The following is a 21,486-nucleotide window of genomic DNA, read 5'->3' on the forward strand; positions in this document are numbered from 1 at the left end:
AAAAGAAAGTAGACATGACTGCCACAACTTCGGAAACCCCCCAGGTCCAAGGGACCATTGGTCGGATCTCCCGTGTTATCGGCCCGGTCGTTGATATCGAGTTCCCGCTCGACGCGGTTCCCTCGATCTACAACGCCCTGACCACGCACGTGGACCTGGCCGAGGGCACGCGTAAGATCACCTTCGAGGTGGAACTGCAGCTGGGCAACGGCATCGTCCGTGCCATCTCCCTGCAGCCGACCGACGGCCTCGTCCGCGGCCAGGAGGTCGTCGACTCCGGTGCACCCATCTCGGTGCCGGTCGGCGATGTCACCAAGGGCAAGGTCTTCAACGTCACCGGTGACGTGCTCAACGATTCGATGATCGACGAACCGTACGAGATCACCGAGCGTTGGTCCATCCACCGCGAGGCGCCCAACTTCGACCAGCTGGAGTCGAAGACCCAGATGTTCGAAACGGGCATCAAGGTCATCGACCTGCTGACACCGTACGTGCAGGGCGGTAAGATCGGCCTGTTCGGCGGCGCCGGCGTCGGCAAGACCGTGCTGATCCAGGAAATGATCACCCGTGTGGCCCAGGACCACGGCGGTGTCTCCGTCTTCGCCGGCGTCGGCGAGCGGACCCGTGAGGGCAACGACCTGATCATGGAAATGGACGAGTCTGGCGTGCTGGACAAGACCGCACTGGTCTTCGGCCAGATGGACGAACCGCCGGGCACCCGTCTGCGCATCGCCCTGACCGGTCTGACCATGGCGGAGTACTTCCGCGATGTCCAGAACCAGGACGTGTTGTTGTTCATCGACAACATCTTCCGGTTCACCCAGGCCGGCTCCGAGGTTTCGACGCTGCTGGGCCGGATGCCCTCGGCCGTGGGCTACCAGCCGACGCTGGCCGATGAGATGGGCGTTCTGCAGGAGCGGATCACGTCGACGCGTGGTCACTCGATCACCTCGATGCAGGCGATCTACGTTCCCGCCGACGACTACACCGACCCGGCTCCGGCGACGACCTTCGCCCACCTGGACGCGACGACCGAGCTCAACCGCGATATCGCATCGCGTGGTCTGTACCCGGCCGTGGACCCGCTGACGTCGACCTCGCGCATCCTCGATCCGCTGTACGTGGGCCAGGCCCACTACGACTGCGCGGTCAGGGTCAAGCAGATCCTGCAGAAGAACAAGGAACTGCAGGACATCATCGCGATCCTCGGTGTCGACGAACTGTCCGAAGAGGACAAAGTCACCGTGCACCGTGCCCGTCGCATCGAGCAGTTCCTGTCGCAGAACACCTACACCGCTCTCCAGTTCACCGGCGTCGAGGGCTCGACGGTTTCCATCAAGGACACCATCGACGGCTTCAACGGCATCTGCAACGGCGATTACGACCACATTCCCGAGCAGTGCTTCTTCAATGTGGGGCCGATCGAAGACGTTCTGCGCAACTACGACGAGCTGCAGAAGGAGAACTGATCCATGGCTCTCAACGTCACCGTGGCCGCAGCACACGCCGCCGTTTGGTCGGGCGAGGCGACCCGGGTGTCGGCGAAGACCGTGGACGGTTCGATCGGCATCCTGTCGGGGCATGAGCCCGTGTTGGGCGTTCTGGCCCCCGGCGAGGTCACGATCACCACTCCGTCCGGCGATGTGGTGAAGGTCCATTCGGACGGAGGCTTCCTGTCCGTCAACCGTGACGACGTCACGGTGGCCGCGGACTCCGCCGAGCTGATCAAATAAGAAGAGCGCGCGACGTGAACCCTACGCACCTACTGATTATTCTGCTCTCGTTGGTAGGGCTGGTAGCGGTCTACGTCGCCGTTCTCATTTCCCGGCGCCGGGCCCTCTCACGAAGGCCCGGCGCTGTGGAATGCACCATGCACGTGGGCGCGGAGAAATCCCGCCCACGTTGGCGTTTGGGCTTCGCCGTACTCGGCGTCGAGTCCTTTCAGTGGTTCCCGCTGTTCGGGCTGTACACCAAGCCCGCTCTGACCCTGCCGCGCGCTGATATCGAGATCGCCGCGCGCCGCGCGCCCGAGCCGACGGAGGAGCCGAGCCTGCAGCCCGGGGCAATCGTGGTCGATATCGTCTCCGGTGGTTTCGCCGGAGCGCCCCGCACGTTTTCCTGCGCAATCGCCGGTGAACCACTGGCGGCGTTCTCCTCGTGGCTGGAATCCGCGCCACCTGGACTCAATCATTCGATGGGACGGTTTACTTAAATGGAGGTCCTCCGGTTGACGGGGCCCTGCCGGCTGAACGGCGTGGTCGAGGTCCGCGGTGCGAAGAACAGCGTGCTCAAGCTGATGGCCGCCACCCTGCTGGCCCCCGGCCGCTCGACCATCGTCAACGTCCCGGCGATTCTGGACGTGACAATCATGGTCCGTTTGCTCGAGCGTCTGGGCTGCACGATCGACTACGATGCGCAGGCCGGTGAGGTCTCCATCGACGTGCCCGCGGCACCTGGGATCAGGGCGGACTACGAATTGGTCCGTGCGATGCGCGCCTCGATCTCCGTGCTGGGCCCCCTGGTGGGCCGGATGGGGCAGGCCCAGGTCGCCCTGCCCGGCGGGGACGCGATCGGTTCGCGCGGGCTCGATCTGCATGAAGCGGGCCTGAAGGAGATGGGCGCCGAGGTCCACCTGGATCACGGCTACTTCGTCGCGGCAGCACCCCATGGCCTGTACGGTACGCACTTTCACCTTGATTTCCCCTCGGTCGGAGCAACGGAGAACCTGGTGATGGCGGCGGTGCTGGCCGATGGCACCACCGTGCTGGACAATGCGGCCAAAGAACCCGAAATCGTCGATATCTGCACGATGCTCGTCGAAATGGGCGCGGATATCCGGGGGATCGGCACGTCCCAGCTGACCATCTCAGGGGTCTCCGAACTGCACCCGGTGACCCATCGTTGTGTGGGGGACCGGATCGTGGCGGGTTCGTGGGCCTTCGCCGCCGTTATCACCGGTGGTTCGATCGAGGTCCATGGCGCTGGTACCGAACTGCTGCCGCATGTCTTCGAGAAACTCGAAACTGCCGGTGCCGTGGTCGAACGGGTCGAGGCCGTGGGCGGTGGCTTCCGGGTCACCGGACCGACGCGCCCACACAGTGTGCGCATCTCCACCCTGCCCTATCCTGGATTCCCCACCGACCTTCAACCCTTCGCGATCGCGCTCAACGCGGTCGCCGATGGTGAGGGATACGTCACCGAGAACCTGTTCGAGGCGCGCTGGCGGTTCGTCAACGAGCTGGCCCGGCTGGGCGCACAGGTATCCGTCGACGGTAATCATGCGCTCATCACGGGGGTTCCCGAACTCTCCGGTGCCGAGGTGGAGGCCTCGGACATTCGGGCCGGTGCGGCACTGGCGATTGCCGGCCTGGCCGCCACCGGGGTATCGGAGATCTCCGGGGTCAGCCATATCGACCGCGGCTATGAGTTCTTCGTGGACAAGCTCAAATCCCTGGGTGCCGACATCGAGCGCATCGAGCGTGCGACCGTACTCGACATCGACTGAGCCGAGCACGGTCTGACCCCGGCCGGGGAGAGCGCAGCTGGGGGCGTGGGCCCGGCTCCTCAGAAGAGACGGGTCTCCGGGTCGTCCATCCCGCGCAGCGCATCGTAGTCCAGCACCACACAGCGGATGCCACGGTCCTCGGCCAGTGTGCGGGCCTGCGGTTTGATTTCCTGCGCAGCGAAGACGCCGGCGACCGGCGCCAGGAGCGGATCGCGGTTCATCAGTTCCAGGTAGCGCGTCAGTTGTTCGACCCCGTCGATTTCGCCCCGGCGCTTGATCTCCACCGCCACTGCGCCACCTGCGGAGTCCCTGGCCAGGATGTCGACGGGTCCGATCGCCGTCATGTACTCGCGGCGCACGGTTGCGAAACCGGTGCCCAGCGTTTCGATGTGCTCGGCCAGCAATTCCTGCAGGTGGGCCTCGACGCCGTCCTTGATCAAACCCGGATCCACCCCGAGATCGTAACTGGTGTCCGTATGGACGGCGAAGATCGTGATGACCAGTCTGTCACCGGTCTTCTTGTGCTCGACCTGCCAGATCTCCTGTGCGCCGGCGGCGGCCTGTTCCGCGTCCGGTTCGCTGACCCGCACGGTTGCCGGCGGGCTCATCCAGTTCAGCGGCTTGTACGAGCCGCCGTCGGAGTGAACCAGGACCGAACCATCGGCCTTGAGCATGAGGACCCGATCCGCGGCGGGGAGATGGGCGGCCAGACGGCCGGAATAATCAACTGAGCACTTCGCTACAACCAAACGCACGGCAGACCACTCTACCGCATGACAAAATAGGGGACATGCCTCGATCCTCGAACTCGCGTAGAAAGAACAAATGGCAAAGGGAGACCCACGAACTGGGTATCTCACTCAATTCGATCCGTCATGTGGTCGAGGGCCCCGACGGCGAATGGGTGGTCCAGTCGGTACGGGGGAACTCATCGGGGAAGGTCTACACCTGCCCCGGGTGCAATCAGGACTTGCCGGCGGGTACACCCCACACGGTGGCCTGGCGTTCCGAGGACGAATTCGGCGTGGGAGTCGGGCTGGCCCACCGCAGACACTGGCACACCTCGTGCTTCAACGCCCGCCACCGCAGGCGGTGACGGGTGTTGAAGCCGGAACCGGGTTCGGAGAGCCCGGACCTCAGCGGTTCCGATTGTTGTTCCGGGGCAACGACTCGGTGGGTGCGTCGGCTTGCTCCTGGGGCTTCGTCTGGGGCTGCTTGGCCTCGGTACCGCCGGAAGGCGCCGCGTCCTTGGCGCTACCGCCGTCGGACTGCAGACGCCCCTTCGCCTTGACTCCGCCGGTGCCCCGGGCAGGCGACGGGGTATTGGGAGCGTCCTTCGGGCGTGCCGCAGCGCCCTTGGGCGCTTCCTGTGCCTTGAGCTGATCGAGTTCCTCACCCGAGGCGATGCGCTCGGTCGGGAAGGCCGCGGCCTTGACCTGATCGGACTTGTCCTCGGCCAGGTCGATATCGTCGAACAGCCCGGGGGCTGCGAACATGGAGCGCAACTGCTCGAGCTGTGCTGTGATGGTGCGCCGCTGTTTGGTCAACAGATCGACCTGGGCCTGGGCGGCCGAGACATTGCGCTTGGCCTCCGCCGAGGACTCCTCAATGGTCGCCTCGGCAGTGGCGCGGGCCTCGGAGATGAGCTCCTGGGAGCGCTTCTTCCCATCGGCGATGATCTGGTCGGCCTTGTCCAGCGCCTCCTTGCGGATGGCCTCGGCCCTGGCGGCGGCCTGCGTGGCGGCCTCGTCCGCTTCGGCGGCACGCGCCTTGGCCTCGTTCGTCAGCCGGTCGTTGTCCTGTGCCGCCTTGGCGAAGCGGGCCTGTTCGTCCTTTTCGTGCGCCTGGCGCCGGTTGGCCAGCTCGACGTCCAGTGCGTCGGCGCGCTGCTGGGCTTCCTCGGCCGTCTTCTCTGCTCGAGTGGTGAGTTCTTTCGCCTTGGCCTCGGCCTGTTCGGTGACCTTCCTGGCAGCGGCCTCGGCTTCGGACCTGACTTTCTGGGACTCCTCGGCGGCGGAGGTGCGCAACTGCTGGGCCTCCGTCTTGGCCGTGGTGCGCAGATCGGCGACTTCCTTCTGGGCGTCCGCCCTGGTCGTGGACAGCTCCCGTTTGAGCGCTTCACGGGACTGCGAGGCCTCCTGCTCGACCTCGCTGCGCAGCTGTGCCGCCTTGCGCTGTGCCGCGGCCACCAGTTCCTCCGCCTTCGTCTGCGCGGCGGTTGTGGTCTCCTTGGCGCGCAGTTCGGCGGCCTGTTTGATCGCTTCGGCTTCGTTGCGCGCCGAATTCAGGGTGTCATTGGACTCCGTGCGCATCCGCGCGCGCGAACTGGCGGCGTCCGCGCGGGCCTTGTTGCGGATCGTCTCCGCATCCGCAGTGGCCTGGGCGAGGGTCTCCCTCGCCTGCGACTCAGCGATCTTGAGCAGATGGTCGATCCGGCTGCCGGGTGCACCCTGCGACTCCGGGGAGGACTCCGCAGCCTTCTTCAGCTGGGCCTTGGCCTCCGAGAGTTCCCCTGCGATCTGGAGCTTGGCGCGATCGGCCGTGATGACCTGGCTGCGCGCATCCGTCAGCGCCTTGCGCAGGGAGTCGATCTCACCGCGCAATTGCGCGATGCGGGAATCGACCTCGTTCTTCTCATAACCGCGCATCGACGTGCGGAACTCTTCGGGGGGTGTCACGTTCGCTCCTAGTGTGTCTGGGCCTGGCTTCGCCGTTAACTCTAGTGAGTGAAGTTGAGGATTGCTGGGACCTCCATCATTCGTCGGGTCGTGTCCCACGGAGGTGGGGGAGGGTGCCGGGATGGTGGAAGTGCATTAAGCTGGGCGAGCGTGGTCACACGGTCCGTGGGTGCCACCCGAACCCAACCGGCATGCTCGTTCGATCGCGCCGAAATGCATTGACAACGTCGTTGACCGCAGCTGGTCCGCGACCGGAGAACAGGAGTGAACATATGGCCGAAGCCGTGATCGTCGCGGGCGCCCGTACCCCGCAGGGAAAGCTGCTGGGCGGACTGTCCGGCCTGTCCGCCGTCGACCTGGGCGCAATCGCCATCAAGGGCGCCCTTGACAAAGCGGGTGTGGCCGGCGAAGCCGTCGAGTACGTGCTCATGGGCCAGGTGCTGCAGGCCGGGTTGAGTCAGGGGCCCGGGCGTCAGGCGGCTGCCAAAGCCGGTATTCCGATGAACGTGCCCGCGGTAACCCTGAACAAACTGTGCCTCTCGGGCATCAACACGATCACGCACGCGGCGATGTTGGTGCGCGCCGGCGAATACGATGTGGTGGTCGCCGGTGGGCAGGAGTCGATGACGAATGCCCCGCACATGCTGGAGAAGTCCCGTCAGGGTTACAAATACGGCACGGTGCCGCTGCGCGACCACATGGACTACGACGGGCTGTGGGACGCCTTCACCGACCAGGCGATGGGTGCGCTGACCGAGGACGCGAACGCCGGGGACGTGGAGTTCTCCCGCCTGGCACAGGATGAGTTCGCCGCACGCTCGCATCGGCGGGCCGGTGCCGCCTGGGAGGCGGGCCGCCTGGTCGACGAGGTCGTGCCCGTGACGATCAGGACCCGCAAGGGCGAGGTCGTCGTCGACCGGGACGAGGGCGTCCGCCCGGATTCCACTGCGGAGTCCCTGGCGGGTCTGCGGCCGTCGTTCAGGCCCGACGGCACGATCACCGCGGGCAATGCGTCACCGATCTCCGACGGGGCGGCGGCCGTGGTCGTGATGAACAAGGACAAGGCAGTCGCAGCTGGTCTGCCGATCCTGGCCGAGATCCGCTCCCACGCCTGGACGGCGGGGCCGGATTCGACTCTGCAGCACCAGCCGTCGCAGGCGATCAAGCAGGCCGCGGCGCGTGAGGGCGTGGCGGCGAACTCCTTCGACCTGTACGAGATCAACGAGGCCTTCGCCCAGGTGGGACTGGCCAGTATGCAGGACCTGGGCATCGACGCCGAACGGGTCAACGTCAATGGCGGGGCGATCGCCCTGGGGCACCCGATCGGGGCCTCGGGTGCGCGCATCGTGTTGACCCTGGCCCACGAACTGAAACGCCGCGGCGGTGGCCTGGGTGTGGCGGCGCTGTGCGGTGGCGGCGGTCAGGGCGACGCGCTGGTGATCAAGGTGGAGGGCTGAGACGTGCTCCTGGCCTTTTCGGTTTCGCCCTCGGGAGGGGAAGACCCCTCGGGTAGCGGGTCGGTCCACGATGCCGTCGCCGCCGCCCTGGAGGTCGTGCGGGCCTCCGGCCTGCCCAACGAAACGTCCTCGATGTTCACTACGGTCGAAGGGGAGTGGGACGAGGTCTTCGCCGTGGTCAAGGCCGCGACGCAGGCCGTTGCCGCCTACGGTCCGCGCGTTTCCCTGGTCATGAAGGCCGATATCCGTCCCGGCCACACCGGGGAGATCACCGGCAAGGTAGAACGGGTCGAGGCCGCGCTGGCCGAACGCCTGGACGCCCACCGGGGATGATCGGCGCCTGTGGGGCCCGAGGTGAAACCCCCGGGTCCCACAGGGTAACCTAGTCCTGGACCTGCGGTTTCCGCGGGTCCTTGGCCTCCGTAGCTCAGTGGATAGAGCAGTGGGTTTCTACCCCATGTGCCGCGGGTTCGAATCCTGCCGGGGGCGCAGAGGTGTATGCGGCACGGGTCGCGGCTACGGCTCGATCGGATGCCACAGATCGTCTCAGGCTATAGGATCGCAGCATGAGCTATCAGCCGGCAGCAGACCGTTATGCACACATTCCCGTCCGCCGTTCGGGCCGCAGTGGCCTGCAGTTGCCCGGCCTGTCCCTGGGACTCTGGCAGCGCTTCGGCGATGACCGCAGCATCCAGACGCAACGGGAGATCGTGCTCGCGGCCTTCGACCGCGGTGTCTTCCATCTGGACCTGGCCAACAACTACGGCCCGCCGGCGGGTGCCGCGGAGGCGAACCTCGGCAGGATCCTCAAACAGGATCTGGCCGCGCACCGCGATGAACTGGTGATCTCCACCAAGGCCGGCTGGACCATGGGGCCCGGCCCCTTCGGGATCGGCGGCAGCCGCAAATACCTCGTATCCAGCCTGGACCGCTCGCTCGAGCGCATGGGACTGGACGCAGTCGACATCTTCTACCATCACCGGCCCGACCCGGACACCCCGCTGGAGGAGACAGCCGCCGCGCTGGACCACATCGTGCGCTCCGGCCGCGCCCACTACGTCGGCATCTCCTCCTACTCTCCCCAGGACAGCCGCACCATGGCCGGGCTGCTGCGCGGGCTGGGCACACCCCTGACGATCCACCAGCCCTCCTATTCGATGTTCAACCGCTGGATTGAAGCCGAGGGACTGGTTGACGCGGCCGCCGATGAGGGCTTCGGCATCATCGGCTTCAGCCCGCTGGCCCAGGGCATGCTGACCGACAAGTACATCGGCGGCATCCCGGACGGCGCCCGCGCAGCCCAAGGGGGCACGCTCAACCCCGACTGGCTGACAGACGAGGTGCGCGCTCGCCTGCAGGGCCTGCACGACATCGCCGCCGGACGCGGCCAGTCACTGGCCCAACTGGCACTGTCCTGGGCACTGCGCGACCCGCGCGTGACCAGCCTGGTCGCCGGGGCCTCGAACGTGGCCCAGCTGGAGGAGAACCTCGACGCGCTGGACCACCTCGACTTCACAGAAGCGGAACTGCGGGAGATCGACCGGTTCGCCGTCGACTGCGGGATCGACAACTGGGCCGATGCGCGCAACGGATCACCCGTGACTTTCCGGTGAGGCCGTGGCGCCCCTGATCACCGGAGCGACAGTCCTGCTTCGTCCATGGTGATCCGGGTGTCGATGCCCAGCCTGTCCAGGAAGTGCTCATCATGGCTGACGACGATGAGTCCGCCGCGATAATCGCTCAGCGCCGAGACCAGCTCATCGATACTGCGCAGGTCGAGGTTGTTGCTCGGCTCGTCCAGCACCAACAGCCGGCAGGGCGGATCGGCCAAGAGCAAGGTCGCCAGCGCGATGCGGAAGCGCTCCCCGCCGGACAGGTCGCCGACCCGCCGTTGGACTGTGTCGCCGCGGAACAGGAAGCGCGCCAAGCCCGCACGCAGGCGGTGCTCCGTGGCCCTCGGGGCCGCAGCTCGCACGGTCTGGAGCAGGGTCGCATCATCGTCGAGATGGTCCAGGCGCTGGGGCAGGTAGCCGATTCGGTCGGTGAGGGCCTCTGCCCGGCAACCGCGCGCGGCGCCGGCCTCCCGTTCCGGGTGGACTAGCTCCTCGAGCAGCCGGGTCTTGCCGATCCCGTTGCGCCCCGTCAGCGCCACGCGTTCAGGGCCCTGCACGATGAACTCACGGCCCCGCCCGTCGCGCAGAGCCGCCAGCCTGCGAGCCGCAGGCACCTCGGGGTCGGGCAGGTCGATCGAAATACCGGCATCGCCGCGGATCCGTTGCTCCTGCTCGGCCACAACCCGCCGGGCGGCGTCGACGGAGGCGTCGTGGCGGCCCTGCAGCTTGCCGGCGGAGACCTGCGCCTCCTGCTTGCGGTTGTTCATGATCATCTTCGGCTTGCGCTTGTTTTCGAAGTCGGTCCGCGCGTAGCGCCGGCGCCGGTCCAATTTGGTCTGCGCCTGGATCCGCTGGCGTTCCTCGGTGCGCAGCCGCTGTTCGGCCGAACGCAGGGTCTGTTCGGCGGCGGCCTGTTGGACCTCCAGGTACTCCTGGTAGGCCCGATAGGGTCCGCCGAACACCTCAAGTGCTCCGTCGCGCAGCTCCGCCGTCGAATCCATCAGATCCAACAATTCGACGTCGTGGCTGACGACGAGCAACGACCCCCGCCAGGAATCGATCGCCTCGTAGAGCAGGCTGCGGGAGGCGCGGTCCAGGTTGTTCGTCGGTTCGTCGAGCAACACGATTTCGTCGCCGGCCAGTGCCAGACCGGTCAGTGCGACCAGGACCGTCTCCCCACCGGAGAGGCTCCCGACCGGGCGGTCCAGTTCGATGTCGGTCAAACCGACGCGATCCAGCGCCGCCCTGGCACGGGCCTCGACGTCCCAGTCGTCGGCGAGGGCATCGAAATGCGCCGGGTCGACGTCTCCCGACTCGATTGCGCGCAGGGCGCTGACCTTGGATTCGATGCCCAACAGCCCGGCGACGCCGGCGCCGGTGTCCAAGACGAGGTGTTGGGGCAGATAACCGAGGTGTCCGGTGACCGTGACGGAACCGGCACCGGGGACCAGCTCGCCTGCGATGATGCGCAGCAGAGTCGTCTTGCCCGTGCCGTTGGATCCGATCAGGCCCGTGCGGCCGAGCGGGAATGTGGCGGACAGGTCACGGAACACGGTGGTGCCGTCGGGCCAGGTGAAGGAAAGGTCGGCCAGCGTCACAGCCGGCTTCTGAGTGGATAGCATGAGGACTCCCGGGTTGTCAGTTCGAGCGCTGACACCGGAGCCCTCAGTGCAGGGCGATCGACAGGGTCAGCGCGGTGGGGACGCGGCCAGACGGTCGTCGATCAGCATTGTGGGAATCCTCATGTGGAAAACGGGGACGGCTCGACGATAGCAGGCGCGCGCCGGAACCTCCAGAGATCTGCGTCACCCGGGGCGACGGCCTCCGGGCAGGGAGTCAGGCGGCGATCCCGCGCAGATAGTCGGCCAGGACCTCGGCGTGATTGTGCGCGGTGTCCTTGGACGCGAACAGCAGCACGAGCGTGTGGGCGCCGGTTGCAGTGGCACGATTCACGAGTGCTGCGGGGGCGTCCGAGCCCTCCAGCTCCGCGCGGTATTCGCCTGCGAAGTCGGGGAAGTCGACGGTTCCGGCATGGAACCGTTTCCGCAGGTCCGGGCTGGGCGCAACCTCTTTGTCCCAGGAAGCCCCGGCCAAGCGCGCCTTCTTGACTCCGCGTGGCCATAGTCGGTCCACCAGTGTCGCGTATTCGCCGGCGTCCGGCGACCAGTCGTACACACGTTCCGTCCGGATGTCCATGGCCCCAGGCTAGACCCGCTGGGTCCAAGGCGCGAGCCCGTAACGCCTCCGGACATCGTCGGGTCGGGGAGGCGTCTGCGCGAGGGGCAGTGGCCGTACCGCCTGGTATTATCTGATTGACCAATCAGATAATAAATGTGGAGGGCTGCAGGTGGCCAGGAAAGTTGATCCGGAGAGGGTCGCGCAGAAGAAGGCGGAGATCGCCGAGGCCGCCGCCCGGCTGTTCGCCACCCAGGGCTTCGAGGCGACCAGCGTTGCCCAAGTGGCACAGGAGGTCGGCATCAGCCCCGGCAGCGTCTTCTACTACTATCCGGACAAGGCCGCGCTGTTCCGCGCGCCCTTCGAAGCGGACCTGCCGGCCGCAGAGGACCTCATCGCCGGACACGCCCACACCTGCGACCCACTGGCCGCGATCCTCGACATCCTCGAAACTCTGGCCGCGGACGCCGCCTACCCCTATGCACAGGGGATGCTGATCGAATCGCTGCGGCGGATGGGCCACGATCCGGAACTCATCGCCGCCTCGGAGGCCGTGTCAGCAGTGCAGCGCGCCGGGCTGATCGATCTGATCGCCCGGGCCGCCGCAGCTGGACAGATCGACCGGGGAATCGCACCCGAAGCCGCTGCCGGCTGGTTGCTGACCATTGTCGACGCCTGCTATCTCAACGCCGAACCCGGACGAAATCCGGCGCCGGAGGTGCGGCGCACCGCCCTGGGCTACCTGAAAGGACCCCGCACATGACCGCTCCCATCCCGACGAGCACCGTCGCCATCCCCACGGGGTACAGACCGGCCTTCATCGTCGGAGGAGGCCTCATCGGCCTCCTGGCGGCATTCGTAGTCGGCCCGCTGGTCTCCTGGCTGGTCGGACGCATCGGAGACGCGCCGGGAATGCTGCGCCTTGCAGCAGAATTACCGCTGGCCTGGGCGCTCCCGGTGTTGACCATCGTCGGCGCGATCGGCGGCTTCCTCATCGTCGGAAAGTGGATGGACGAGGCCGGTGCGATCGAGGTCTCCGCCCGGGGCATCACCGTGCACACGGAGGACGCCGATCGGTTCATAGCGGCCGAGGATATCTCCGGACTGGCCCGCACGGGGCACAAGGAACTCCTCGTACTGGGCACGGGCGGGCGCGAACTCCTCCGCAGCCGACTGGAGGCCGAGATGGTCCCCGGCCTGGTAGCTGCGCTGGACGCGCACGGGCTCCCCGGACTCGCCCCCGCGGACCCCCACGAAGCGGACTTCACGACCTGGGTGGACGGCGCAGGCCTGGTGGAAGGAGACCTCGAAGAGCTGCTGCGGAGCCGCCGGCGGGCCCTGGCCGATAAACGTGGAGGCGCCGCCGAGGACGCACTGGAAGCACTGCGGGACAGAGGTGTCATGGTCCGCGACCGTGACGGCCGTCAACAGATCCGGATGATCGGCCGGCAGGGCTGAATCGTCACAGGGTCCCAGGTTCCACAGCTGCGCCACAGGCTGCACAAAGCACCCCCTTCACCCGGAACGATGTGATGGTCTCAACGCACACGACGAGGAGAACATCATGAACGTGCAGCAGCACCCGCAGTACCCGGTGAACGCCACCGCCGCGCGGCACTGGTATCAGAAGCCGGGACCCATCGGCGCCCTGGCCGCCGGCCTGGGTCTGGCCACCGGACTGGTCCTGGGGGTGCCGGCGACCTTCGGCATCGAGTCCGCGCTCGCGGCCGTGGCGGAGCAGGGAAGCACGGTCCAGCAGGCGCCGGGTTATCAGGCGGGGGTCGGAACCGGGCAACCCGGAACCGGGCGATCCGGAGTACAGGGCGCCGATGGCAGTGCCGGTCCCGGCTCGTCCGACGGCCTCGGCGATGGGGCAGGGGGCGCACGGCAGGTTCCGGGCGGACAAGACTCCGCCGGCGAAGCGGGCACCGGTACAGCTTCGGGCCAGGCAGCGGCGACCTCGGCCACCGCGAAGCAGGCGGCAGGGGTCGTCATCATCAACACGAACCTGAAGTACGAGGGCGCAGCAGGGGCGGGCACCGGCATGGTCGTCAAGTCCGACGGCACTGTGCTGACGAACAACCACGTTATCGCCGGGGCCACCTCGATCAAGGTCACCGTGCCGGCAAGTGAGAAGACGTACACGGCCACTGTGGTCGGCACACAGGCGCAGGACGACGTCGCGGTGCTCAAGCTGACCGGGGCGAAGGACCTGGCCACCGTCGCCCTCGACGAGGACCAGGAGAAGGTGGGACAGGCGATCACGGCGGTCGGCAACGCCCAGGGCAGGGGAGAGCTGGCTGCGGCCAGGGGCACCATCACCGCCCTGGACTCCACTGTGACGACCGAATCCGAGGGCACGGTCGGCTCCGAGTCACTGGACGGGATGATCGAGATCTCCGCCCGGGTGGTCTCCGGGGACTCCGGTGGGGCCCTGCTCGACGATGAGGGCGAGGTCGTCGGGATGAACACGGCGGCGTCCTCGGGCAGCAGTACGATCACCGCCTACGCCATCCCGATAGAAGACGCGATGTCGATCGCGGACAGGATCACCGCCGGGGACGAATCCGCTGGGGTGTCCCTGGGCTATCCGGCCTTCCTGGGCGTCCAGGTCGCCGCTGCAGACCAGGACTCAGCGGGGGCCGAGGGGAGTGCCGGCGGAGTCGCTTCGGGTGCGCCCGTGGCCGGTGTCATCGCCGGCACGGCCGCGGCCAAGGCCGGCCTGGAGGAGGGCGACCTGGTCACCTCGGTGGGAGGCACGAGGATTGCATCGCCCACGGCCCTGACCAAGGCGCTGTCCGGCTACGATCCCGGACAGCGGGTGAAGATCGAATGGACGGACTCCGCCGGCGCATCCCACGCCGCCACGGTCACCCTGACCCAGGGTCCGGCGTCCTGAGGGTGCCCGGCCGCTAGCGCGTGATGAAGCCGGTCACCCGTGTCACCACGTGGGCGATGGATTCCTCACAGCCGGAGTCGAGCCACCGGTAGATCAGCCAGACGGCTCCGGCGGCCACCGCCTCGACCGCCTCGACATCGGTGTGCGCGCTGGGGGTACCCAGCAGGCGCTCGACGACGAACTCGATGACCCCGCGCAGCACACGGAAACCGGCACGTGAGGGTAGAACTCGGCTGAAGAAGGCTGTGTGGATGCGCAGTCTGGTCAGTACGGTGCCCAGGTGCTCGGCGATCACAGAGTCGTCGACGGTGCCAGGGGGTGCCGGATGGATACCCGAGAAGACCTCTCGCAGCAGGTCGTCCGCAGCGGCGGCCAGGGAGGCGGGGACATCGGGGAATGCCGCATAGAACGTGGGGCGGGACACGCCTGCGCGGTTCACGATCGCGGTGATGGTCAACCTGTCGGGATCGTCCAATAGAGCCAGTTCGCGCACGGCCGTGACGATGCGCACCATGGAGTCGGGATTCCGTGGTGTCGGGTCTGCATGGGGATGCGAGCTCATGGTGTCAGCTTACGTCTGACCCCGTATACACAGGTTCCCGGCGGTGCCCCACGACGCAGGGTGAGGGTTCTGACACTACGGGTGTCGGTATAAGAATTGCCGCCTCCCACGGCGCGCCGACTGGTGGGAGACTGAGAAAACAGTCAGAGTATGAGCGTGACTACCATCGCGACGAGCGACCAACAGCTACCGACCGCACTGGGCCCTGCCCTGCGCGACCTCGTTGCCCGAGTCGGGGCGGCGCGGTTTCCCCTGGCGGCCTCCGGGGCGGAGGCGGGACGTGAACTGCAGATCAGGCTCCGGGCCCAACTCGGCGACTACCTGATTCCCAGAGCGGCCGATCCACGTGCACCGTTGCTGGTCGTCGTGGGCGGTTCGACCGGCGCAGGCAAGTCGACCCTGGTCAATTCGATCCTGCGCACGGAGGCCACCCGGGCGGGGGCACTGCGACCCACCACCACCTGGCCCGTGCTCATTCACAATCCGGCCGATGCCGACTTCTTCACCGGTAACCGCATCTTCCCCGGTCTCAAACGCATCGCAGGGGGATCTACGGCAGCCGGCAGGCCCTCGATGCAACTGGTCGAAAGCACAGAGGTCCCCGCCGGGATCGCGCTGATCGACTCGCCCGATATCGATTCGGTGGCCTCGACCAACCGCGAGGTCTCCCGTGAGCTGTTGGGAGCCGCTGACCTGTGGCTCTTCGTGACCACTTCCGCCCGGTACGCCGACGCGGCGCCGTGGGAGGTGCTCAAGGGGGCCTCGGACCGGGGGACCTCGGTTGCCGTCGTGCTCGACCGTGTCCCCGCCGATGCCAACCGCGAGGTCCGTCACCATTTAGGCGGGCTGTTGCACGCCGCGGGCCTGGGCCAGGCGCCCCTGTTCACCATTCCGGAGATCGACCTGGAACACGGATTGCTGCCCGAATCGGCCGTTTACCCCGTGAAGTCCTGGCTGTTCAACCTGGCCACGGGCGACCGCGCCCGCTTGCGTGTGATCAACCGAACCCTGCTGGGGGCCCTGCACACGGTGGGTGCGCAGATCGAGACCCTGGCCGATGATGCAACCAGGCAGGAGGACGCGCACCGCGAACTCAGCACGGCCGTCGAGGGCGCATTCGCCGGCCAGATCGACGAACTGTCCGCAGCACTGCGGCGCGGCGATGCGGTACGCGGCGAGGTCCAGGCCCGGTGGCAGGACTTCATCGGCACCGGCCAGTTCTTCAAAGGGCTCGAGCCGTCCGTCGCCCGTCTGCGTGATCGGCTGACCGCCCGGGTCGTGGGCAAACAGGACACCGCCGGCCCGCTCATCGCCTCCCTGCAGAGTTCTATCAACCAGATCATCCGACTGCACGCCGTCGAAGCGGTAGGGCGCACGGCACTGGCCTGGCAGCAGACCCCTGCCGGAACGGCCCTGCTGGACCGCAACCGGCATATGGCGGCGGTGCCGGCCAGTTTCACGGAGTCGGCCAAGGACTTCACCCGTGAGTTCGTCGGCAAGGTGTTCGCCGAGGTCTCCCAGGCATCGCAGACACGCAAGGCGAAGGCCCGTATCCTCTCCTTCGGAGTCGAGGCGGTGGGCGCCGTCGTGCTCATCTCGCTGGTTAGCGGGGTAGATGTGCAGACCCCGGGGCGTGCCAGGGTCGTCGCGAATACCGCCGAGGTCGCCGAGCACCTGCTCGACACGATCTTCGGCCCCGATGTCGTCTCCGGCCTGCTCGGCGGGCTGCGCACGGACCTGGAGGCCGGGACCGGTGAGCTGCTGCGCAGCTGCCGGCGTCCTTTCGAACAAGCCCTGACGGTGGCCGAGGTCCCGGCCAGGCAGGGACGCGGACTGCGCTCGGCGAGCGCCCGATTGGAGGAACTGCTGTGAGTGAGCCGGGCATCAAGGAGCAGATCGCTCATTATGCACAGGGCATCAGGCAGGCCCTGACCCTGCCCGCGGGGCACCTGAGCCCGGAGACTGTTGCGGAAGCCCGCAGCGTGCTCAAGAAGTCCAGTGCCCGGATGGGCATGGGGGAGGACTACACGGTCGTGGCCTTCGCCGGTTCGACCGGTTCTGGCAAGTCATCGCTGTTCAACGCGGTGTCCGGTCTGGAGCTGGCCCGCGTCGGGGTGCGCCGCCCCACCACCTCAAAGCCCACTGCCTGTGTCTGGGGCGATGGCGCGCAGGACCTGTTGGATTGGCTGGAGGTTCCCCAGGAGAACCGGACGTGGCGCGAATCCGCGCTCGACGGCGACGACGAGCGGGCCCTGCACGGCCTGGTCCTGCTTGACCTGCCGGATCACGATTCGACCGCGGTGGAACACCGGGAGGAGTCGGACCGGATGGTCGGCCTGGTCGACGTGCTGGTCTGGGTCGTCGACCCCCAGAAGTATGCAGACTTCGCCCTGCACTCGCGGTATCTCTCGCAGATGAGCGAACAGGACTCCTCAATGGTCGTGGTGCTCAACCAGGTCGATCGTCTGGCACCGGAGGACCGGGAGATCGCGGCCACCCATTTGCGCAGCCTGCTGACCAATGACGGGCTGGATCAGACCGATGTCCTCCTGGCCTCGGCGAAGTCCCGCGAGGGGGTCAAGGAGATCCGCGAGCGCCTGGTCCGTCGGGTGTCGGAGCGGGCCGCGGCCTCCCAGCGTCTGGTCGCCGATCTGCGGACGGTGGCCAGACGGATCCAGTCCGAGCTGGGCGAGCCGGTCGCCGATCCGCAGGCGCTGCCGGGTGCGGCCCGGTTGGTCTCTGCGATGACCGATGCTGCGGGCGTCGACGCACTGGGCCAGACGGTGCACGACGACTACACTCGCAGGTCCTACCAGGCGACAGGATATCCGCCACTGGTCTGGATGCAGCGGGGCAAGGCCGACCCGTTGGGATCGCGGCACGGGGCCAACCGTGCAGCGTTGATCAGGGCCTCGGTGCCTGCGACCACTCCGACGCAGAGCGCGCAGGTGGGTCTGGCCGCGCACGAAGTCGTTGCCGAGGCCGCGGCGAGCCTGCCGTCGAGTTGGCGTTCCGCGGTGTCCGAAGCCGAACGGAGCACCGCCAGTGAGCTGACCGATTCGCTCGACCAGGCGGTCACCGGAGTGCAGATCACCACAACGCCCCCGGGGTGGTGGGCCACTGCACGCTTCTTCCAGTGGCTGTTCTTCATCTTGACCCTGGTGGGCCTCATCGGCACAGTCGCCGCGATCGTCCTGGCGGTTGTGGGAACGACCGGTGTGTCATGGCCTGTGTGGATTGCGGGCCCCGTGGCCCTGTTGGTGGGCCTCATCGGGTCCCTAGTGACCTCGCGCAGCGCCAAGGGCGGGCGCGACCGTGGGGCCGATGAGGCCGAGGCCCGGGTCCACCGTGACCTCGAACAGGCCGTGCTCGCGGCGGCAGCCGGATCGTATCTGGCCCCGGTGACCGAGGTGCTGGCCGAGCACAAGGCCGTCTTCGACTCCCTGCGCTAGGCGCCCGACATCCGGCGATCGGGCGTCGCGCGCCTGTGGACCGACCGGGGACCGGCGCGTCCGCTGCCTGGGGACACGTCGACGGTGTCCACAGGCACACGTGTCTCCCTTGTGCCCGAGGTCCCGTGCCGGGTTCGCTGGTGGTGTTCACGAATACCTGTGGGAGGCAGTGATGAACACCAAGATGCTCAACCATTTCATCGGACACGTGGGCGGCCCGCCCACCGCGGGACAGGACAGGGAGGACCGGCCCTGGGTCCGGTTCCGCCTGGCGGTCGGCCACAGTTGGTTCGATCGCGAATCAGGACAGTGGAAGAACAGTGATCCGACCTGGTTCGACGTCAGCTGCAACGGGATGCTGGCGGACAACGTCAGGAAGTCGATCGACAAGGGAGACCCGGTCATCGTGCTGGGCAGGGTGACGGATCGCGAATGGAAGGATGCCGCGGGCAATGTCCGTAACAGCCTCGTCATCATCGCCGAGGCCGTCGGTCTGAATCTGCAATTCGGCAGGGGCGCGATCACCACCCGGTCCAAGCAGCAGCGCGGGGAGGAGGAACGCGACGCCCGCCTCGAGGCGGACACCGCACCGGGGTCGGACGGGCAGGACACCAATGCCTGGGGCATGAGACCGCCCCCGGACCAGGCCGAACAGCGTGCGGACTCGGAGCCGGCGGGCTTCGGCGCCGGACAGACCGGGTCCTACACCCAAGCCGTCGGTGCCGCGACGACGCCCCGCACCACCGTGAGCACTCACGTGGATGCCGCAGTCGGCGATGACGACGCGCCCTTCTGAGGTGCCGCCGCCGTGGCGGCAAGCGGCGGCACCGGGATAGAGTGGGGCCTGTGAGAGCCCACATCCAGTCCCGTGTCGTCGCCGTCCTCGGTGGCAGTGCCATGGTGCTCGCCCTGAGCGCCTGCAGCCTGTTCGGTCCTTCGGGCAGTGCTCCCGCCGATGATCCCACGCCGGGGAAGAAGCAGACTCCCGCGGATGTGCAGAAGGTGATCAAGACCCTGAAGCCACTGGCGCAGAAGGACAAGGCGCCCAGCGCCAAGGACTTCTTCCAGACGATGACCGCCGCGGGCTACAAGAAGTCCGCGCTGGAGGCCACCATCGATGCCACGCCCCTGGATACGGGGATTCCGGCCAAGATGTTCGGCGTCCGGGTGTCCGGCGGCTGCGTGATCGGCGAGATCCGCGGCGGCAAGGTCGAGGCTAAGAAGGTCCCGCGGACCAAGAGTACGGGAACCTGCCTGGTGGGCGATGTGCAACGGCCGGCGGGAGTCGCCACGCCTTCGGGGGAGCCCCGGGGTTCCGAGCAGACTGGCCCGGACGAACTGCTGCCCGGTGACGGCTGAGTCGGTCGAACAGGTCCTACGCAGTGTAAACGGTGCCGGGACTGGCCCGGGTGTGGGCTGACCGGATAGGCTAAGGGCACTATGCCAGAGTTCATTTACACCATGTACAAGGCGCGCAAGGCGCACGGTGACAAGGTCATCCTCGACGATGTGTCGATGTCGTTCTACCCCGGTGCCAAGATCGGCATGGTCGGTCCCAACGGCGCGGGTAAGTCGACGATCCTCAAGATCATGGCGGGCCTCGACCAGCCGTCGAACGGCGAGGCCAAGCTGGCCCCCGGCTTCACGGTGGGCATCCTGCTGCAGGAACCGCCGCTGAACGACGACAAGACCGTCCTGGGTAATGTCGAGGAGGGCGTTGGTGAGATCAAGGCCAAGCTCGACCGCTACAACGAGATCTCCGAGGAGATGGCCAACCCCGACGCGGACTTCGACGCGCTGATGGAGGAGATGGGCAAACTCCAGGAGGCCATCGACGCCGCCGACGCCTGGGACCTGGACTCCCAGCTGGAACAGGCGATGGACGCCCTGCGCTGCCCACCGCCGGAAACCGACGTCAAGGTCCTCTCCGGTGGTGAACGCCGCCGCGTCGCCCTGTGCAAGCTGCTGCTGGAGAAGCCCGATCTGCTGTTGCTCGACGAGCCGACCAACCACCTGGACGCGGAATCGGTGCTGTGGCTCGAGCAGCACCTGCACTCCTACCCCGGCGCCGTCATCGCCGTGACCCACGATAGGTACTTCCTCGACCACGTGGCCGAATGGATCGCGGAGGTCGACCGCGGTCACCTGTATCCCTATGAGGGCAACTACTCGACCTATCTGGAGAAGAAGGAAGAGCGCCTCCAGGTGCAGGGCAAGAAGGACGCCAAAATGGCCAAGCGGCTCAAGGAGGAACTCGATTGGGTTCGTTCCAACGCCAAGGCCAGGCAGACGAAGTCCAAGGCCCGTCTGAACCGCTATGAGGAAATGGCGGCTGAGGCGGAGAAGACCCGCAAGCTGGACTTCGAGGAGATCCAGATCCCGCCGGGCCCGCGGCTGGGCAATGTCGTCATCGAGGCGAAGAACCTGGTCAAGGGCTTCGACGGGCGCACCCTGATCGACGGACTGTCGTTCGATCTGCCGCGCAACGGCATCGTCGGCGTGATCGGTCCCAACGGCGTGGGCAAGTCGACTCTGTTCAAGACGATCGTGGGTCTCGAACCGATCGATGGTGGAGAACTCAAGGTCGGCGAAACGGTCAAGATCAGCTATGTCGACCAGAACCGCGGTGGAATCGATCCGGAGAAGTCGCTGTGGGAGGTCGTCTCCGACGGACTGGACTACATCCAGGTCGGCAATGTCGAAATGCCCTCACGGGCCTATGTCTCGGCGTTCGGCTTCAAGGGTCCTGACCAGCAGAAGAAGGCCGGAGTTCTCTCCGGCGGTGAGCGCAACCGGCTGAACCTGGCGCTGACCCTCAAGCAGGGCGGTAACCTGCTGCTGCTCGATGAGCCCACCAACGACTTGGACGTGGAGACGCTCAGCTCGCTCGAGGACGCCCTGCTGGCCTTCCCCGGTTGCGCTGTGGTGGTATCCCACGACCGGTGGTTCCTCGACCGTATCGCCACCCACATCCTGGCGTGGGAGGGCACGGAGGAAGACCCCGCCCAGTGGTACTGGTACGAGGGCAACTTCGAAGGCTACGAGAAGAACAAGGTCGAGCGCCTGGGCGAGGACGCCGCGCGGCCCCACCGGGTGACGCACCGTCGTCTGACCCGCGGCTGACACCGGCCGGGTACCGGGGCCG

21 protein-coding genes and 1 tRNA gene are annotated in these 21,486 nt (G+C 67.0%); 17 read left to right on the forward strand and 5 right to left on the reverse strand.

The window, feature by feature from the left end:
• Nucleotides 1–14: 14 nt before the first annotated feature.
• The 4 genes from atpD to murA are packed head-to-tail and all read left to right on the forward strand — an operon-like array spanning nucleotide 15 to nucleotide 3,505.
• Entirely contained in the window at nucleotides 15–1,469 is a 1,455-nt protein-coding gene (atpD, locus tag NQ036_RS08620; protein ID WP_257047246.1) for a F0F1 ATP synthase subunit beta, read from the forward strand.
• Nucleotides 1,470–1,472: 3 nt separating this feature from the next.
• On the forward strand, nucleotides 1,473–1,733 hold the full coding sequence (locus NQ036_RS08625; RefSeq protein WP_257047247.1) for a F0F1 ATP synthase subunit epsilon: 261 nt from the start codon (nucleotides 1,473–1,475) through the stop codon (nucleotides 1,731–1,733).
• A 14-nt stretch (nucleotides 1,734–1,747) separates the two neighbouring features.
• On the forward strand, nucleotides 1,748–2,212 hold the full coding sequence (locus tag NQ036_RS08630) for a DUF2550 domain-containing protein (RefSeq protein WP_257058355.1): 465 nt from the start codon (nucleotides 1,748–1,750) through the stop codon (nucleotides 2,210–2,212).
• Nucleotides 2,213–3,505 carry a UDP-N-acetylglucosamine 1-carboxyvinyltransferase gene (gene murA / locus NQ036_RS08635; protein ID WP_257058358.1) on the forward strand — a complete coding sequence of 431 codons (1,293 nt, stop codon included), beginning with the start codon at nucleotides 2,213–2,215 and terminating at the stop codon, nucleotides 3,503–3,505. It abuts the gene before it with no gap.
• Between the two features lie 59 nt (nucleotides 3,506–3,564).
• Here the strand turns inward: murA and nucS are convergent, their stop codons facing one another.
• Nucleotides 3,565–4,260 (reverse strand): endonuclease NucS, encoded by a 696-nt coding sequence (gene nucS, locus NQ036_RS08640; RefSeq protein WP_257047250.1) that lies wholly within the window; start codon nucleotides 4,258–4,260, stop codon nucleotides 3,565–3,567.
• 35 nt (nucleotides 4,261–4,295) lie between these two features.
• Here nucS and NQ036_RS08645 point away from each other — a divergent pair, with 35 nt between their 5' ends.
• Nucleotides 4,296–4,601, forward strand: coding sequence for a hypothetical protein (locus tag NQ036_RS08645; RefSeq protein ID WP_257047251.1), 306 nt, complete (start codon nucleotides 4,296–4,298; stop codon nucleotides 4,599–4,601).
• A 40-nt stretch (nucleotides 4,602–4,641) separates the two neighbouring features.
• On the opposite strand, the gene NQ036_RS08650 is transcribed toward NQ036_RS08645, so the two are convergent.
• Nucleotides 4,642–6,183: a cell division protein gene (locus NQ036_RS08650; RefSeq protein WP_257058360.1), complete on the reverse strand. Its 1,542-nt coding sequence runs from the start codon at nucleotides 6,181–6,183 to the stop codon at nucleotides 4,642–4,644.
• Between the two features lie 272 nt (nucleotides 6,184–6,455).
• Here NQ036_RS08650 and NQ036_RS08655 point away from each other — a divergent pair, with 272 nt between their 5' ends.
• The 4 genes from NQ036_RS08655 to NQ036_RS08670 all read left to right on the forward strand — a co-directional run bounded on the left by NQ036_RS08655 (nucleotide 6,456) and on the right by NQ036_RS08670 (nucleotide 9,253).
• Nucleotides 6,456–7,640 carry an acetyl-CoA C-acetyltransferase gene (locus NQ036_RS08655; RefSeq protein WP_257058361.1) on the forward strand — a complete coding sequence of 395 codons (1,185 nt, stop codon included), beginning with the start codon at nucleotides 6,456–6,458 and terminating at the stop codon, nucleotides 7,638–7,640.
• Between the two features lie 3 nt (nucleotides 7,641–7,643).
• Nucleotides 7,644–7,973 (forward strand): thiamine-binding protein, encoded by a 330-nt coding sequence (locus NQ036_RS08660; RefSeq protein WP_257058364.1) that lies wholly within the window; start codon nucleotides 7,644–7,646, stop codon nucleotides 7,971–7,973.
• A gap of 83 nt (nucleotides 7,974–8,056) precedes the next feature.
• Nucleotides 8,057–8,129 (forward strand) — tRNA-Arg (locus NQ036_RS08665).
• A gap of 77 nt (nucleotides 8,130–8,206) precedes the next feature.
• Nucleotides 8,207–9,253 carry an aldo/keto reductase gene (locus tag NQ036_RS08670; protein ID WP_257058366.1) on the forward strand — a complete coding sequence of 349 codons (1,047 nt, stop codon included), beginning with the start codon at nucleotides 8,207–8,209 and terminating at the stop codon, nucleotides 9,251–9,253.
• A gap of 17 nt (nucleotides 9,254–9,270) precedes the next feature.
• Here NQ036_RS08670 and NQ036_RS08675 read toward each other — a convergent pair whose 3' ends face one another.
• Nucleotides 9,271–10,875, reverse strand: a complete 1,605-nt coding sequence (locus tag NQ036_RS08675) for an ABC-F family ATP-binding cassette domain-containing protein (RefSeq protein ID WP_257058367.1) — start codon at nucleotides 10,873–10,875, stop codon at nucleotides 9,271–9,273.
• Nucleotides 10,876–11,089: 214 nt separating this feature from the next.
• Nucleotides 11,090–11,449, reverse strand: coding sequence for a DUF488 domain-containing protein (locus NQ036_RS08680; RefSeq protein WP_257058369.1), 360 nt, complete (start codon nucleotides 11,447–11,449; stop codon nucleotides 11,090–11,092).
• Nucleotides 11,450–11,600: 151 nt separating this feature from the next.
• Between NQ036_RS08680 and NQ036_RS08685 the strand changes: the two genes are divergently transcribed.
• The 3 genes from NQ036_RS08685 to NQ036_RS08695 all read left to right on the forward strand — a co-directional run bounded on the left by NQ036_RS08685 (nucleotide 11,601) and on the right by NQ036_RS08695 (nucleotide 14,327).
• Nucleotides 11,601–12,191, forward strand: coding sequence for a TetR/AcrR family transcriptional regulator (locus NQ036_RS08685; RefSeq protein ID WP_257058370.1), 591 nt, complete (start codon nucleotides 11,601–11,603; stop codon nucleotides 12,189–12,191).
• Nucleotides 12,188–12,886, forward strand: a complete 699-nt coding sequence (locus NQ036_RS08690) for a hypothetical protein (RefSeq protein ID WP_257058372.1) — start codon at nucleotides 12,188–12,190, stop codon at nucleotides 12,884–12,886. The genes NQ036_RS08685 and NQ036_RS08690 overlap by 4 nt, the downstream gene beginning before the upstream one ends.
• Before the next feature lie 106 nt (nucleotides 12,887–12,992).
• A complete protein-coding gene (locus tag NQ036_RS08695; RefSeq protein WP_257058373.1) occupies nucleotides 12,993–14,327 on the forward strand; it encodes a S1C family serine protease in 1,335 nt (444 codons plus the stop codon).
• A gap of 13 nt (nucleotides 14,328–14,340) precedes the next feature.
• On the opposite strand, the gene NQ036_RS08700 is transcribed toward NQ036_RS08695, so the two are convergent.
• Complete coding sequence (locus NQ036_RS08700; protein WP_257047260.1) at nucleotides 14,341–14,889, reverse strand: TetR/AcrR family transcriptional regulator; 549 nt, start codon at nucleotides 14,887–14,889, stop codon at nucleotides 14,341–14,343.
• Between the two features lie 150 nt (nucleotides 14,890–15,039).
• Between NQ036_RS08700 and NQ036_RS08705 the strand changes: the two genes are divergently transcribed.
• From NQ036_RS08705 to ettA, 5 genes are all read left to right on the forward strand, one after another.
• A complete protein-coding gene (locus NQ036_RS08705; protein WP_257058374.1) occupies nucleotides 15,040–16,761 on the forward strand; it encodes an ABC transporter in 1,722 nt (573 codons plus the stop codon).
• Complete coding sequence (locus NQ036_RS08710) at nucleotides 16,758–18,341, forward strand: GTPase (RefSeq protein ID WP_257047265.1); 1,584 nt, start codon at nucleotides 16,758–16,760, stop codon at nucleotides 18,339–18,341. Before NQ036_RS08705 ends, NQ036_RS08710 begins: the two co-directional genes overlap by 4 nt.
• 172 nt (nucleotides 18,342–18,513) lie before the next feature.
• Nucleotides 18,514–19,137: a single-stranded DNA-binding protein gene (locus NQ036_RS08715; protein ID WP_257058375.1), complete on the forward strand. Its 624-nt coding sequence runs from the start codon at nucleotides 18,514–18,516 to the stop codon at nucleotides 19,135–19,137.
• A gap of 50 nt (nucleotides 19,138–19,187) precedes the next feature.
• Complete coding sequence (locus tag NQ036_RS08720) at nucleotides 19,188–19,700, forward strand: hypothetical protein (protein ID WP_257047269.1); 513 nt, start codon at nucleotides 19,188–19,190, stop codon at nucleotides 19,698–19,700.
• A gap of 81 nt (nucleotides 19,701–19,781) precedes the next feature.
• The gene (gene ettA, locus NQ036_RS08725; protein ID WP_257047271.1) at nucleotides 19,782–21,464 is read left to right on the forward strand and encodes an energy-dependent translational throttle protein EttA; all 1,683 of its coding nucleotides are present in this window, start codon (nucleotides 19,782–19,784) and stop codon (nucleotides 21,462–21,464) included.
• Nucleotides 21,465–21,486 lie beyond the last annotated feature (22 nt).

It is taken from the genome of Brevibacterium sp. 91QC2O2 (assembly GCF_024580695.1).
Taxonomy (GTDB): domain Bacteria; phylum Actinomycetota; class Actinomycetes; order Actinomycetales; family Brevibacteriaceae; genus Brevibacterium; species Brevibacterium moorei.

Excerpts from the sequence above, each read along its gene's own strand:
- atpD (WP_257047246.1), top strand. The coding sequence starts at position 15 with ATGACTGCCACAACTTCGGAAACCCCCCAGGTCCAAGGGACCATTGGT.
- NQ036_RS08625 (WP_257047247.1), top strand. The coding sequence starts at position 1,473 with ATGGCTCTCAACGTCACCGTGGCCGCAGCACACGCCGCCGTTTGGTCG.
- murA (WP_257058358.1), top strand. The coding sequence starts at position 2,213 with ATGGAGGTCCTCCGGTTGACGGGGCCCTGCCGGCTGAACGGCGTGGTC.
- NQ036_RS08645 (WP_257047251.1), top strand. The coding sequence starts at position 4,296 with ATGCCTCGATCCTCGAACTCGCGTAGAAAGAACAAATGGCAAAGGGAG.
- NQ036_RS08655 (WP_257058361.1), top strand. The coding sequence starts at position 6,456 with ATGGCCGAAGCCGTGATCGTCGCGGGCGCCCGTACCCCGCAGGGAAAG.
- NQ036_RS08670 (WP_257058366.1), top strand. The coding sequence starts at position 8,207 with ATGAGCTATCAGCCGGCAGCAGACCGTTATGCACACATTCCCGTCCGC.
- NQ036_RS08675 (WP_257058367.1), bottom strand. The coding sequence starts at position 10,875 with ATGCTATCCACTCAGAAGCCGGCTGTGACGCTGGCCGACCTTTCCTTC.
- NQ036_RS08680 (WP_257058369.1), bottom strand. The coding sequence starts at position 11,449 with ATGGACATCCGGACGGAACGTGTGTACGACTGGTCGCCGGACGCCGGC.
- NQ036_RS08690 (WP_257058372.1), top strand. The coding sequence starts at position 12,188 with ATGACCGCTCCCATCCCGACGAGCACCGTCGCCATCCCCACGGGGTAC.
- NQ036_RS08695 (WP_257058373.1), top strand. The coding sequence starts at position 12,993 with ATGAACGTGCAGCAGCACCCGCAGTACCCGGTGAACGCCACCGCCGCG.
- NQ036_RS08700 (WP_257047260.1), bottom strand. The coding sequence starts at position 14,889 with ATGAGCTCGCATCCCCATGCAGACCCGACACCACGGAATCCCGACTCC.
- NQ036_RS08705 (WP_257058374.1), top strand. The coding sequence starts at position 15,040 with ATGAGCGTGACTACCATCGCGACGAGCGACCAACAGCTACCGACCGCA.
- NQ036_RS08715 (WP_257058375.1), top strand. The coding sequence starts at position 18,514 with ATGAACACCAAGATGCTCAACCATTTCATCGGACACGTGGGCGGCCCG.
- ettA (WP_257047271.1), top strand. The coding sequence starts at position 19,782 with ATGCCAGAGTTCATTTACACCATGTACAAGGCGCGCAAGGCGCACGGT.